Annotated in this window: 10 protein-coding genes; 5 read left to right on the top strand and 5 right to left on the bottom strand. The window is 73.7% G+C overall.

The window, feature by feature from the left end; translation table 11 throughout:
- Positions 1-132 precede the first annotated feature (132 nt).
- Both IG88_RS0104210 and IG88_RS0104205 read left to right on the top strand, forming a co-directional pair.
- Positions 133-1,113, top strand: coding sequence for a glycosyltransferase family 2 protein (locus IG88_RS0104210; protein ID WP_031035069.1), 981 nt, complete (start codon positions 133-135; stop codon positions 1,111-1,113).
- Positions 1,110-2,444, top strand: a complete 1,335-nt coding sequence (locus tag IG88_RS0104205; RefSeq protein WP_031035067.1) for a polysialyltransferase family glycosyltransferase — start codon at positions 1,110-1,112, stop codon at positions 2,442-2,444. Before IG88_RS0104210 ends, IG88_RS0104205 begins: the two co-directional genes overlap by 4 nt.
- Here IG88_RS0104205 and IG88_RS0104200 read toward each other — a convergent pair.
- The 3 genes from IG88_RS0104200 to IG88_RS40115 are packed head-to-tail and all read right to left on the bottom strand — an operon-like array spanning position 2,434 to position 6,909.
- Positions 2,434-2,922 (bottom strand): GtrA family protein, encoded by a 489-nt coding sequence (locus IG88_RS0104200; RefSeq protein ID WP_078861392.1) that lies wholly within the window; start codon positions 2,920-2,922, stop codon positions 2,434-2,436. The genes IG88_RS0104205 and IG88_RS0104200 overlap by 11 nt on opposite strands.
- Entirely contained in the window at positions 2,922-3,872 is a 951-nt protein-coding gene (locus tag IG88_RS0104195) for a glycosyltransferase family 2 protein (protein WP_031035062.1), read from the bottom strand. The genes IG88_RS0104200 and IG88_RS0104195 overlap by 1 nt, the downstream gene beginning before the upstream one ends.
- 19 nt (positions 3,873-3,891) lie before the next feature.
- On the bottom strand, positions 3,892-6,909 hold the full coding sequence (locus IG88_RS40115; RefSeq protein WP_051851746.1) for a YfhO family protein: 3,018 nt from the start codon (positions 6,907-6,909) through the stop codon (positions 3,892-3,894).
- Between the two features lie 369 nt (positions 6,910-7,278).
- Between IG88_RS40115 and IG88_RS0104185 the strand changes: the two genes are divergently transcribed.
- Positions 7,279-8,226, top strand: coding sequence for a class I SAM-dependent methyltransferase (locus IG88_RS0104185; RefSeq protein WP_031035059.1), 948 nt, complete (start codon positions 7,279-7,281; stop codon positions 8,224-8,226).
- 112 nt (positions 8,227-8,338) lie between these two features.
- Entirely contained in the window at positions 8,339-9,373 is a 1,035-nt protein-coding gene (locus IG88_RS0104180) for a class I SAM-dependent methyltransferase (protein ID WP_031035057.1), read from the top strand.
- On the opposite strand, the gene IG88_RS0104175 is transcribed toward IG88_RS0104180, so the two are convergent.
- Entirely contained in the window at positions 9,358-10,008 is a 651-nt protein-coding gene (locus tag IG88_RS0104175) for a TetR/AcrR family transcriptional regulator (RefSeq protein WP_031035055.1), read from the bottom strand. The genes IG88_RS0104180 and IG88_RS0104175 overlap by 16 nt on opposite strands.
- Positions 10,009-10,104: 96 nt before the next feature.
- Between IG88_RS0104175 and IG88_RS0104170 the strand changes: the two genes are divergently transcribed.
- On the top strand, positions 10,105-11,517 hold the full coding sequence (locus IG88_RS0104170) for an FAD-dependent oxidoreductase (RefSeq protein WP_031035052.1): 1,413 nt from the start codon (positions 10,105-10,107) through the stop codon (positions 11,515-11,517).
- A 34-nt stretch (positions 11,518-11,551) separates the two neighbouring features.
- Here IG88_RS0104170 and IG88_RS0104165 read toward each other — a convergent pair whose 3' ends face one another.
- Positions 11,552-13,132, bottom strand: coding sequence for an acyl-CoA mutase large subunit family protein (locus IG88_RS0104165; RefSeq protein ID WP_031035049.1), 1,581 nt, complete (start codon positions 13,130-13,132; stop codon positions 11,552-11,554).
- Positions 13,133-13,171 lie beyond the last annotated feature (39 nt).

Raw genomic sequence — 13,171 nt, 5'->3', positions numbered from 1 at the left:
CATCGCCGAAGGGGAAATCGAGCCGTCCCGCGTCCCGGACAGCGCGCGCTTCACCGCTTCGCCACGCCTCGTTCACCGCGTGTCAAGGTTGAGGTAAAGCCCGGTGCCGGACCGGCACCTAACGTCATTCCCGTGCCAAAGCTCTCCGTCATCGTGCCGTTCTACAACGTGCGGCAATACGCACCCGACACCCTGCGGAGTCTGCGCGCCAACGCGCGGGACGACTTCGAATTCATTCTCGTCGACGACTGCTCGTCCGACGGGACCGCGGACCTGCTCGCGCGGGCCGAGACCGAGCTGCCGGGGGCGGTGCTGGTCCGACACGAGAAGAACGGCGGCCTGGCCACCGCCCGCAACACCGGCATCGACCGGGCGCGCGGCGAGTACCTGACGTTCCTGGACGGCGACGACTGGCTGGCCCCCGGCCACTACGCGCGGCTGGTCGCCGCGATCGAGGGGCTGGGCTGCGACTTCGTGCGCACCGACCACGTCCAGTGCACGGCGCGGGCCCGGGTCGTGCACCGGGTGCCGCACGGCCGCCGGGGCGTCGTACTGCGCCCGCGCGACGCGATCCTGCCCGCCCACCGGTCCACCTCGGTCGACTACGCCTACGCGTGGGCCGGGGTCTACCACCGCCGGCTGGTGGAGCGGGGGCTGCTGCACTTCACCGACGGCCTGCGCACGGCCGAGGACCGGCCCTGGATCTGGAAGCTGCACCGGGAGGCGGAGTCGTTCGCGGTCACGGGGCTGCTCGGCGTCTTCTACCGGCGCGGGGTGGCGTCCTCGCTCACCCAGATCGGCGACGTCCGCCAGCTCGACTTCATCCGCGCCTTCGACGAGGTCGTCGCGGGGGCGGCCGCCGACGCCGACGCCGCGCGGCTGCTGCCGAAGGCCGTGCGCACGTACTGCGCGATCATCTCCCACCATCTCGGTTCCGTCGAAAGGTTCGAGCCTGCCGTGGCCCGCAAACTGAAGGCGATGAGCGCCGCCGCCCTGCGCCGGATGCCGCAGGACGCACTCGACGAGGTGCTCGCCTCGATGGACACCGAGCGGGCCACGCTGCTGCGCCGGCTGCGCCGCCGCGGGGTGCAGGGTGCGGAGGTGGCGGCGTGAGCACGCAGATCTTCCTGGCGTCGACGCTCTACGGCACGGCCACGCTCGCCGCCGCCCTGGACGCGGGCTGCTTCGCCCCGGCCGACCGGCGGATCCTGCTGGTCTCCAACAACGCGGCGACGCCCGAGACGACGCCGTCCCTCGACGGGATGCCCGGGTTCGAGCGGCTGCGGTCGCGCTTCGACGACGTGGTGTCCTGGAACGAGGCGATCTTCCCCTTCCATCCCGGCGGCTGGTCGCCGCGGGTGGAGGACGCGCCCCTGTGGGAGCGGCACCTGCGGCTGCTGTGGGACCTGGGCGAGGACGACGTCGCCCTGGCCGTCGAGTCGATCCAGGTGCACCCCGCGCTCGGCGTGGCGCAGATCTTCACCGACGCGCCGCTGACGGTGTACGCCGACGGGCTGATGAGTTACGGCCCCACCCGCAACAAGCTCGACCCGCTGGTCGGCACCCGGGTGGAACGCCTGCTCCACCTCGACCTGGTCCCGGGCCTGACGCCCCTGCTGCTGACCGAGTTCGACGTCCCGGCGCAGCTCGTGCCGACCCCGGCGTTCACGAAGGTGCTGGCCGAACTGGCGGACACCGACGCCGCGCTCCCCGGGGTCGAGGAGCCGGCGCTGCTGCTCGGCCAGTACCTGTCGGCGCTGGGCATCCTCTCCCCCGAGGAGGAGGAGGACCTGCACGTGCGGATGCTGACGGGCGCCGTCGGGCTCGGTCACTCCCGGGTGGTGTTCAAGCCGCACCCCTCGGCCCCGGCCCGTTTCGCCCGCACCCTGGAGCAGGAGGCGGAGCGGCTCGGCGTCGAACTCACCGTGCTGGACACGCCGGTCCTGGCGGAGGTGCTGTACCTGCGGATGCGCCCGGCGCTGGTCGTCGGCTGCTTCTCCACGGCCCTGCTGACCGCGTCCGCGCTGTACGGGCTGCCGGTCGCCCGGGTCGGCACGGAGATCCTGCTGGACCGGCTGACGCCGTACGAGAACAGCAACCGCGTCCCGGTCACCGTCGTGGACGCGCTGCTGCCCGGACCGTCCGACCGGGACGCCGTCGCCGAGCGGCGGCAGGGCCTGGACACCGGGGCCCTCAACGCGCTGGTGCGGGCCGTCGGGTTCGCGATGCAGCCCAGGATCCTGCCGGAGCTGCGCCCGGCGGCCGAGGAGTACCTGCGGAGCAACCTCGACGCCCGCACCCGCCGGTACTTCAAGAAGCGCCGGCTGACCTCGCTGGGCCTGCCCGGCGGGGTGCCCGAGCGGCTGGCCTTCCTGCCGCGCAACGCCGCGGCACGCAGGGTGGTGCGGCGCGCGCGGGCCATCCGGCGCTCGATCAGACGGTGAGGTGGTCCCCGGTGTCCGCCGGGGAGCGGCCGGGCGGGCCCCCGCCCCGCCGTCTCCCGGGGGCGGACTGGTCCCCCGCCCGCGGCAGCATGATCCAGCGGGAGACCACGAAGGTCACCGGGATCGCCGCCGCGGAGGCGAGCAGCGGAGCGAACCGGCTGCCCGCCCGCAGCACGTCGACGATCAGGTAGACGCCGGCCGTGGTGATCGCGAAGTTGGCGGCGTTCGTCAGCGGGAACAGCAGGAACTTCCGCCAGGTCGGCGGGGTCCGGTAGGTGAAGCGCGCGTTCAGGAAGAAGGACCCGACCATGCTGAGCAGGAACGCGAGAACGTGCGCGAGGAGATACGGCAGGCTCAGCAGGAACAGCAGGTAGAGGCCGTAGTACGTGCCGGTGTTGACGACGCCGACCAGGGCGAAGACCGTGATCTGCCTCGCCGTCGGGCGGGTCGTGGCCGGGCGGGCCGGGGCGGTGGGCATCAGCGGACGAGGCCCTTCGTCCGCTCCACGTTGGTCGCCTTCACCAGGAAGTGCGGGCGCCCCTTGACCTCGTAGTAGATCCGGCCCGTGTACTCCCCGACGACGCCCAGCATCACCATCTGCACGCCCGCGAGCGCGGTGACGACGGTGATGATGGTGACGTACCCGGGTGTCTCCACGCCGTTGACGAGGGCGGCGCCCACGATCCACGCCGTGTAGAGCCCGGCGCAGGTCAGCAGGGTCATGCCGAGGTGGAGGGCGGCGCGCAGCGGCCGGTTGTTGAACGACAGCAGCCCGTCGAGGCCGTAGTTGAGCAGGGACTTCAGGGTCCAGGAGCTGCGGCCGTGCTCGCGTACGGCGTTCTCGTACTCGAAGGTGGTGCTGGGGAACCCCACCCACGCGAACAGGCCCTTGGAGAAGCGGTTGTACTCGGTCAGGGCCAGCACCGCGTCCACCACGCGCCGCGACATCAGCCGGAAGTCGCCGACGCCGTCGACGAGTTCGACGTCGACGAGCCGGTTGACCAGCCGGTAGTACAGGCGGGCGGTGAGGGTGCGGGTGAGGCGGTCGCCGCTGCGGCTGCGCCGGGCGAGGACCTGGTCGTGGCCCTGGCCGCGCAGCTCGACCATGCGGGGGATCAGCTCCGGCGGGTGCTGGAGGTCGGCGTCCATGACCACCACCGAGTCGCCGGAGGCGTGGCGCAGGCCGGCGAGGAGGGCGGCCTCCTTGCCGAAGTTGCGGCTGAAGGAGACGTAGCGGACGCGCGGGTCGCGTTCGGCGAGCTGTTCCAGGAGGGGGAGTGTCCGGTCGCGGCTGCCGTCGTCGACGTAGACGAACTCCATGTCGTGGCCGAGCGGCAGCAGGTCGTCGGCGACCTTCTGCACGGCGGCGTGGAAGCGTTCGACGACGTCTTCCTCGTTGTAGCAGGGGGCGACGATCGATATGAGCATGGTGGTCTCCGGGGCGCGGTCAGAGGGCGCTGGTGAGGTGCTCGCGCGGTCGGGTGGCGGGGTGGGGCGCGGGGTGCCGTGCCCTCCGCCGCCGGCGGACGGCGGTGACGGCGCCAAGCAGGACGAGGGTCAGGAGGGAGGCCCCTCCGACGGCCGTGCCCAGCCGCAGGCCGGGCGGGTGGAAGGTGCAGGTGACGCTGGTCGCGGAGCCGTCCAGGGGGACGGCGATCAGCCCGTAGCGGGTCCGGGCGGGCTCGGCCCCGGCGCCGTCCGCCGCGCACCGCCAGCCGGCGATGCGGGGGGCGGCGAGCACGGCGGTGCCCGTGCTGCCGGCCGGGAGCCGGGCCTTGACGGTGCCGTCGGAGACGGTCACCTCCTCGGCGCCGGTGGCCTTCAGTTCCCGCACGGCGGTGCGCAGCCGCGCGGTGTCCAGGCAGCCGACAGCGCCGTCCGGGACGGTGCCGGTCCGGGTCGGCGACAGCTCGATCCGCACGTGGCCGGAGGCCGGGGCGGTGCCGAGCCGCTGCATCGCGGCGATCTTGGCGGCGTCGGAGGTGAACCGGCCGGTCAGCGGCTGGGCCGGGGTGTCGGTGAGGCGGGCGGTGCCCGAGTAGTGCGGCGCCCAGAGGTAGACCTCGCTGCGGGCCGGGCACTGGGCGGCGATCGTGGGCCGGTGTGCGGCGGCCTGCGTGCGGGGGGCCTCGACCAGGCTGCCCGGCCGGTCTCCGGGCGCCCGTGCGGGCGGCGCGCCGTCGCCGGTGCGCACGGTCAGCGCGGGCACGGTGTAGACGCGGCTGCCCAGCAGCAGTTCCTGGTTGCGGTAGGGCGACGGGCCGAAGGCGGAGACCCCGGTGCGGACGCCGGGCGCGGTGGCGGGCTGCACAGTGACCAGGGGCGGTACGTCCTGCCGGGTCACGGTCACGGGACTGCGGTCGCGGGGGTTCCACCGCTGGTGCTGGTCGGGCGGGGAGTGCACCCGGGCGCCCACGGAGAAGACCGCGTCGGTGACGGCGTTGTCGAGGCTCTGTACGTTGCGGCCGCGCGAGGTCCAGCCGCCGCCGAGGGCGGTGAGGGTACGGCTGAGGACGTCGGCGGTGAGGCTGCTGTAGTACTGGGCGCCCTGGCCGCCCACCACCATGGGGTCGTTGCCCACGGTCTGCTCCCGCCCGGGGTCGGTGCGGTGGGCGGGCCAGCCGTCGGCCCCGGCCACGGCCTTCGCCTGCGCACGCTGCCGGTCCCCCCAGGACGCGTAGTCGTCCAGGTGGTTGAGCCGCAGCCGGGTGGCCACGGCGGAGGTGGCGGCGGCCTCGCCGAGCTGGGCACCGACCAGGACGACGACGGCGAGCCCGGCGAGCCCGAGCCGCCGTCGCGCCCCCACCCGTGCGGCACGCGGCACACCACCGCCACCGGCCCCGGCCCCGGCCCCGGCCCCCGCTCCAACGAGGCCGTCCCCGGCTTCACTGCCACCGCCGGCTTCACGGCCGCCCCCGGGCGCGCGGCCATCCCCGGTCTCCCGGTCGTCGTCGGCCTCACGGCCGCCGTCGGCGTCGCGGTCGCCCTCGGCGTCGGCGGCTGCCCCGGCCGGGGAACGCCCTCCGCCGGCAGCCGTGGAGGCGGCGGCAGCGGACCGCACGGCCTCCGCACAGCGCGCGGCGACCCCCGCGAACCCCGGACGGCGGGCCGCGCCCGCGCCGCCGGTCACGGCGCCCGGCCCGGCTGCGGGACCGTCCCCGGCTCCGTATGCCGGGGCCCCCTCCGCTTCCGCGCGGCGCAGCAGGAGGAGGCCGGTGAGTGCTCCCGCGGTGGACAGGAGCAGGACCGGCCAGGCGTAGGCGTGCACCAGGCCGCTGCCGCTCGCGACGGCGGCGACGAGCGCGAGCAGCGCGGTGGCCGCGGCCAGGGCGCGCGGGGCGGGTACGCCGTAGGACAGGGTGTGCCAGGCCGCGACGACCAGCAGCGCGCACAGCACGAACGTCTGGCGGTAGGGGCTGCCGTTGGGCGTGGCGAAGGCGTGCCAGGCGAGGTGGGTCGGTGTCCACTGCAGCGAGAGCGCGACGGCGGCCACCAGCAGGCTCCACCCGGCGCGCACCCGCACGGGGGCGGCCCGGTGGAAGGGCAGGGCGAGGGCCAGCAGCAGCGCGGTGGTGCCGACGAAGAGCGCGGGGCTGGCGAACCCGTACGTGGTGGGCAGCAGCCGCGCCAGCAGGTCCTGCGTCGCGACCGGCGTGAAGTGCGTGACCCGCCCCGGGTAGGCGTGCTTCGTGCCGAAGTAGACGACCGTGACCAGCGGGGCGGCCAGACCGACGCCCAGGGCGACGGTGGCCGTGGCCCGGCCGGCCGCCGCCAGGGCCCGGCGGCGCGGGAGGCCGGAGAGCCACAGCCGGAGCAGCAGGAAGAGACCGGCGCCGAGGGTGGCCATGTACGCGGTGTAAAAGTTGGCGATCCAGGCGAGCGCCACGACCAGCACGCCGAGCAGCCGGCGCCGTCCGTCGAGCGCCCACTCCCCGACCAGGCACAGCAGGGGCAGGGCGACGAGGCCGTCGAGCCACATCGGGTTGTACGAGGCGTCCGCGAGCGACCAGCCGCACAGGGCGTACGCGGCACCCAGCAGCCCCGCCGCCCACCAGCGGCCGGGGCGCAGCCGGAGCAGCAGCCAGGCCATGGCGGCGCCGGCGCACGCGGTCTTCAGAACGGTGATCACGTAGACGGCGAGGTCGATCTCGTCCCTCGGGAACAGGACCACGAGCAGGGCGAACGGGCTGCTGAGATACGTCCCGAGGTCGGGCAGGAAGCTGGAGCCGAACCCGGACTGCCAGTTGACGAGCAGGCCGCCGTCGGAGCGGCCGTGCAGCAGGTCCCACAGGTGGGCGTGGAACGGCACGTACTGGTTGCCCAGGTCGTTGACCGCGCGGGTGCGCGGACCGAAGGGATAGCTGCGGGCGACGGCGTCGGCCGCGCAGAACGCGGTGACGGTGAGGGCCGCGGCGAGCAGCGCGGCAGCCCGTCGCGGTCTGCCGCGCAGGATTGAGCGATTCATTCTCGTCGGGCCCCAAGCAGTATTCGTCGCGTGCGGCGCCTCGGGTGGGGATGTCACTCCCTCTGCGCCGGTCCGATCGATTAGACCGGGGGCATTCCCTCGCGGTTGGGCAATCGCCGGTGAACAATGGGCGAAGGAATGGTGGCCCAATACGCTCCCGTCCCGCCGCGGCAGTCAATTCCGGCCGACCGCCGCCGAACCGGAAGAAGACGCCATGCGCAGCAGAAATGAAGCAGAGGTTAATTCCGTCTTTCACGACCGACGGCCGGCGCAATTCTGCGCCCTTTTTTCTAGGCTGGCCCCGCGCCACCTCCCACGTGCTCCCGCACTGCTGTGCGCCCCCCATGACGGATAAGAGGCCCCCGCCCCATGAACAGCCGCTCCCTGCTCCGCAGCCCGGTGTCCCGGCGTCTGCTGCGTCCCGTCGCCGACCTCATAGACCAGCGCATCGAGCGACAGGTCCGCGCGGCGGTCCGCCGCACCGGCACCCGGCCGGCACCGCCCGCCCCGGACACCGGCCGACTGGTCCGTGACGTCGAGGAACTGAGGCACCGCCAGCTCACCATCGAGCTGCTGCTCGGCCCCGGTGGCCGCGGCATCTCCCGCATGGTGGGCGAGGCCTCACTGGAGCACCTGTACGCCGAGGTCGAGGCCCTGTGCGGTGACCGCGAGGCGGCGGAGCGCAACGTCGCCGCCGCCTTCCGCCTGCTGGTGGCGCTGGAGTCGCTGGGCGTCGGCCGGATCGCGGGCGGCACCATGAACATCTGCGGCAAGCTCGGCACGATCCCCCTGCTGGACCCGCCGAACGACGAGATCCTGGAGATCGGCACCCTCTACGGCATGTTCTCCGCCGGGCTCGTGCGGATGATGGAGCGCGACGGCCGCAGCCCGGCCCTGACCATCGTCGACCCGTTCGCCGGCGTGCAGCTCCAGCCCGGCACGGACCGGCGTCCTGACCCCACGGGGGCGCCGGTCGACGAGCAGGCCGTACGCACCAGCCTCGCCCTCGCCGGTCCGGCGGGCGCGGCGGCGCGCATCCGGCAGGGCTTCTCCGAGGACCCCGGCACCCGGGCCGCCGTCTCGGACCGCGCCTACGGCGTGATCGTCGTGGACGGCGACCACTCGGCCGAGGGCGTCGCCCGCGACCTGGAGTGGGCCGAGGAGATCGCCGCGCCGGGCGGGATCGTCGTCCTGGACGACTACGGCGACCCCCGCTGGCCGGGGATCAAGGACGCCCTGGAGAACCGCCTGAAGGGCACGACCCGGTTCGCCTTCCTGGGCAAGGCGGCCCGTTCGGCGTTCCTGCGGGCGGGCTGAGCGGGCTGCGCGGTGTGCCCGGGCGGACACATTGGGCGATTCGTGCGATTTTCCGACCGTCGGATCGCGCGTACCCCCTTGTTGCCGGCCGCCCCGGGGGCATCCTCGCCTCATGGCCACTGCGCAAGAGACGCACGAGTACCCCGGCGAGCTGAACGACGTGCCCGGCTGGTTCTGGCCGCTCGACCAGGTGCTGTTCTCCTGGTTCCTGGAGCGGCAGGAGCGGCTGGGCACCCCCGGCGACCTGCTGGAACTGGGCGCCTACCTGGGCAAGAGCGCGATCCTGCTCGGGCACCGGCTGCGGGACGGGGAGCGGCTCACCGTCTGCGACCTGTTCGGGGCGGAGCCGCCGGACGCGGCCAACCGGGCGGAGGCGGCGAAGTCGTACTCCTCCCTCACCCGTCAGGCCTTCGAACGGAACTACCTCTCCTTCCACGACACCCTGCCGACGATCGTCCAGGCGCCCAGTTCCGCGGTCGCCGACGAGGTCGCGCCGGGCTCCTGCCGCTTCGTCCACGTCGACGCCTCGCACCTGTACGAGCACGTCGAGGGCGACATCGGCGCGGCCCGCGAGCTGCTGGGGCCCGACGGCATCGTCGTCCTGGACGACTTCCGCAGCGAGCACACCCCGGGCGTCGCCGTCGCGGCCTGGGAGGCGGTGCTCAACCGCGGGCTGCGTCCGGTCTGCCTGAGCAGCCAGAAGCTGTACGGCACCTGGGGCGACCCGGAGCCCGCGCAGGAGGAGCTGCTCGCGGCGCTGCGCGGGCGCGACGACATCTCCGTGACGGTGGAGCACGCCGCCGGACACCGGCTGGTGCGCACCCGCGCCAGGAGCAAGCGGCTGCGGCCGCCCTCCCTGCCGTCCTCGCGCCACCCCGCGCCCGGCGCCGCGCCCGCCCCGGCGCCGGACGCGGGCCGGCCCGACACCACCCCGCCCGTGCCGGAACAGGCCGCACAGCCCCGTCCGGCGGCCCGTGCGGCCCGTGCGGTGCGCGCTTCGGTCCCGCGGGAGCGCACCCGGCGGCTCGCCCTGGACCTGCTGCCGCCCCTCGTCACGCGTGCGGTGCGCCGCCGCCGGGCGGCGCGGCGGGCGAAGGCGGGCGCCACTGCGGGCGGCGCGGCGGGCGCGGCTCAGTCGAGGCCGTAGGCCGCGGCGACGCCCGCGATCACCAGGTCCAGCGACTCCCGGTAGTGCCGGTCCCAGTCCGTGAAGATCTCCGCGCCCGCCGCGGCCGCCAGGGGGTAGTCGGCGAGCATGCGGGCGCGTTCGTCCATGTCGTAGCCCTCCCGGCGCTCGCCGGGCAGCGGCTCGACGCCCTGCTCCTCGGTGACGAAGCCGAGCGTGAACTGGTACGTCGTCGTGGTCGCCCGCACCGCCTGCGCCAGGGTGAACCCGGCGGCGGTGAACAGCCGCAGGGTGCCCTCCATGTACTCGGCGTGCACCGCGCCGGTGAAGCGTGAGCCGCTGAACACCTTGGCGCCGTCGCGGTAGGCGAGCAGACACGCGCGCAGGCCGTGGTTGGCCTTGAGCAGCCGCTCCCGCCAGGTGTCGGCCGGGTCGAGCGGGGTCCCGGCCACCATCCGGCGGTACATCTCGGTGGCCATCTCGTCGAGCAGGGCCTGCTTGTCCTTGAAGTGCCAGTACAGGGCGGGCGCCTTGACGTCCAGCTCCCTGGCGATGGTGCGCAGGCTCAGGCCGTCCAGACCGGTCTCGTTCAGCAGCTTCAGCGCCGTGTCCGCGACCCGGCGGCGGTCGAGGGGGGCGCGTCGTTCCGTACTCACGCTTGACAGCTTAACGGCGTTAAGTCCATCCTCGGAGCCGTACGGGACTTAACGACGTTAAGGAGAGTTGCCGTGAATGTCGCGGAAACGCATGCCCTGGACACGGATGTGCTGATCGTCGGCGCGGGCCCCACCGGTCTCGCCCTGGGCGTCGACCTCGCCCGGCGCGGGGTGGATGCGCTGGTGCTGGAGGGCGCCGGCGCGCTGTTCCCGGGCTCGCGGGGCAAGGGCTTCCAGCCCCGCACGATGGAGGTCCTCGACGACCTCGGCGTCGTCGACGCGATCCACGCGGCGGGCGGCGCCTACCCGGTCGGCATGATCTGGCAGGACGGGGAGCGGGTCGGCGAGCACCACATGTTCGAGCCGGCCGAACCGAGCGAGGACTCGCCGTACAACCGGGCGTGGATGGTGCCGCAGTGGCGCACGCAGGAGATCCTCGCCGCGCGGCTCGCGGAACTGGGCGGCAGGGTCGCCTTCCACCACGAGGTCACCGGTGTCGCCCAGGACGGCACGGGCGTCACCGCGCACCTCGCCTCGGGCGGGACACTGCGCGCCCGCTACCTGGTCGCGGCGGACGGCGGCCGCTCGGCGGTGCGGCGCGCGCTGGGCATCGGCATGACCGGCGAGACCGTCGACCCGAGCCCGACGCTGGTCGCGGACGTCCGGATCACCGGCCTGGACCGGGACAACTGGCACGTCTTCCCGCCGCGCGACGGGGTCGGCCTCCTCGCCGTCTGCCCGCTGGCCGGCACCGAGGACTTCCAGGTGATGGCGCGGTTCCCGGAGGGCGCGGAGGTGGACACCTCGCCGGACGGCGTCCGCAAGGTCGTCGCCGAGCGCTCGCACATCGCCGCCGAGGACGTGACCGAGGTCCGCTGGACCTCCGACTTCCGTCCCCGGGCGGCGCTGGCCGACCGGTTCCGGGCGGGCCGGGTCTTCCTCGCCGGGGACGCGGCGCACGTGCACTCCCCCGCGGGCGGCCAGGGGCTCAACACCAGCGTCCAGGACGCCTACAACCTGGGCTGGAAGCTGGACGCGGTGCTGACGGGCGACGCCCCGGCCGCACTCCTGGACAGCTACGAGGAGGAACGGCGCCCGGTCGCCGCGCAGATGCTCGACCTGTCGACCGCCGTCCACCGCGGCGAGGTGCGGCGCGGCCGGGCCACGCGGCAGCTCGGCATCGGCTACCGCGACTCGTCGCTGACGCGGGAGACGCGGGACGCCCTCGCCGAGGACGCCATACGGGCCGGGGACCGCGCGCCCGACGGCCGGGTGGACGGCGTACGGCTCTTCGACGCCTTCCGGGGACCGCACTGGACGCTGCTGGCCCTGGGCGCCGAGGTGCCGGACACCGCCGTGGGGCCGACGGTACGGGTGGTGCGCGGCGGCGCGCACGGGGCGTACGGCACGGGGCTGTTCCTGGTGCGTCCGGACGGCTACGTCGGCTGGGCCGGGGACACGCCGGAGGGTCTCGGCGCCTACCTGGACCGCTTCGGGCTGGACGCCTGAGGGCCGGACCGGCGGCGGTCCGGCCCGGCAGCCGTCAGAACGCGTCCGAGGGCACGTACGTCCCCCACACCTCCCGCAGCGCGTTGCACACCTCGCCGACCGTCGCGCGGGCGCGCAGGGCGTCCTTCATCGGGTACAGGACGTTGTCCTCGCCCTCGGCGGCCTTCTTCAGGGCCGCCAGTGCCGAGTCCACCACCGCCTGGTCGCGCTCCGCGCGGAGCCGGGCCAGGCGCTCGGCCTGCTGGGCCTCGATGGCCGGGTCGACGCGCAGGGGCTCGTAGGGCTCCTCCTCGTCGAGCTGGAAGCGGTTGACGCCGACGACGACCCGCTCGCCGGAGTCGGTCTCCTGGGCGATGCGGTAGGCGGAGCGCTCGATCTCGTTCTTCTGGAAACCGTGCTCGATGGCGTTGACCGCGCCGCCGAGGTCCTCGACCTTGCCCATCAGCTCCAGGGCCGCCGCCTCGACGTCGTCGGTCATCTTCTCCACGACGTAGGAACCGGCGAACGGGTCGACGGTCGCCGTCACGTCCGTCTCGTAGGCGAGGACCTGCTGCGTGCGCAGGGCCAGGCGGGCCGACTTGTCGGTCGGCAGCGCGATGGCCTCGTCGAAGGAGTTGGTGTGCAGGGACTGCGTGCCGCCGAGGACCGCGCCCAGGCCCTGCACGGCGACGCGGACCAGGTTGACCTCGGGCTGCTGGGCCGTCAGTTGCACACCGGCGGTCTGGGTGTGGAAGCGCAGCATCAGCGACTTGGGGTTCTTCGCGCCGAACTCCTCCTTCATCACCCGCGCCCAGATCCGGCGGGCCGCGCGGAACTTGGCGACCTCCTCCAGGATCGTCGTGCGCGCCACGAAGAAGAACGACAGGCGCGGCGCGAAGTCGTCCACGTCCATGCCGGCCGCGACGGCGGTGCGCACGTACTCGATGCCGTCCGCGAGGGTGAACGCGATCTCCTGCGCGGGCGAGGCACCCGCCTCGGCCATGTGGTAGCCGGAGATCGAGATGGTGTTCCACTTCGGGATCTCGGCCCGGCAGTACTTGAAGATGTCCGCGATCAGCCGCAGCGAGGGCTTGGGCGGGAAGATGTACGTCCCGCGCGCGATGTACTCCTTCAGCACGTCGTTCTGGATCGTGCCGGTGAGCTTGTCGGCGCTCACGCCCTGCTCCTCGGCGACGAGTTGGTAGAGCAGGAGCAGCAGGGCGGCCGGGGCGTTGATCGTCATGGACGTGGAGACCTTGTCCAGCGGGATCCCGCCGAACAGCACGCGCATGTCGTCGACGGAGTCGATGGCGACGCCGACCTTGCCGACCTCGCCGCTCGCGATCGGCGCGTCCGAGTCGTGCCCCATCTGGGTGGGCAGGTCGAAGGCGACCGACAGGCCCATGGTGCCGTTGGCGATGAGCTGCTTGTAGCGGGCGTTGGACTCGGTCGCCGTGCCGAAACCGGCGTACTGGCGCATCGTCCACGGCCGGCCCGTGTACATCGTCGGATAGACGCCCCGGGTGAAGGGGTACTTCCCGGGCTCGCCCAGCTTCTCGGCCGCGTCCCAGTCCGTCAGGGCGTCGGGCCCGTAGACCGGTTCGATCGGCAGCCCGGACTCGGACTCGCGCGTCATGGTGTGATGCCTCCCGCTGAGCACATGGTCGTACAGCTC

Origin of the sequence: Streptomyces sp. NRRL F-5650, from assembly GCF_000721365.1 — a bacterium.
Classification (GTDB): domain Bacteria; phylum Actinomycetota; class Actinomycetes; order Streptomycetales; family Streptomycetaceae; genus Streptomyces; species Streptomyces ardesiacus.
Note: the sequence above shows the minus strand (reverse complement) of the source record. Positions and strands in the feature narration are given on the sequence as shown.

Bases quoted from the DNA above. Each gene is read 5' to 3' on its own strand.
- IG88_RS0104195 (WP_031035062.1), bottom strand. From the start codon at position 3,872: ATGCTCATATCGATCGTCGCCCCCTGCTACAACGAGGAAGACGTCGTC.
- IG88_RS0104200 (WP_078861392.1), bottom strand. From the start codon at position 2,922: ATGCCCACCGCCCCGGCCCGCCCGGCCACGACCCGCCCGACGGCGAGG.
- IG88_RS0104165 (WP_031035049.1), bottom strand. From the start codon at position 13,132: ATGACGCGCGAGTCCGAGTCCGGGCTGCCGATCGAACCGGTCTACGGG.
- IG88_RS0104180 (WP_031035057.1), top strand. From the start codon at position 8,339: ATGGCCACTGCGCAAGAGACGCACGAGTACCCCGGCGAGCTGAACGAC.
- IG88_RS40115 (WP_051851746.1), bottom strand. From the start codon at position 6,909: ATGAATCGCTCAATCCTGCGCGGCAGACCGCGACGGGCTGCCGCGCTG.
- IG88_RS0104185 (WP_031035059.1), top strand. From the start codon at position 7,279: ATGAACAGCCGCTCCCTGCTCCGCAGCCCGGTGTCCCGGCGTCTGCTG.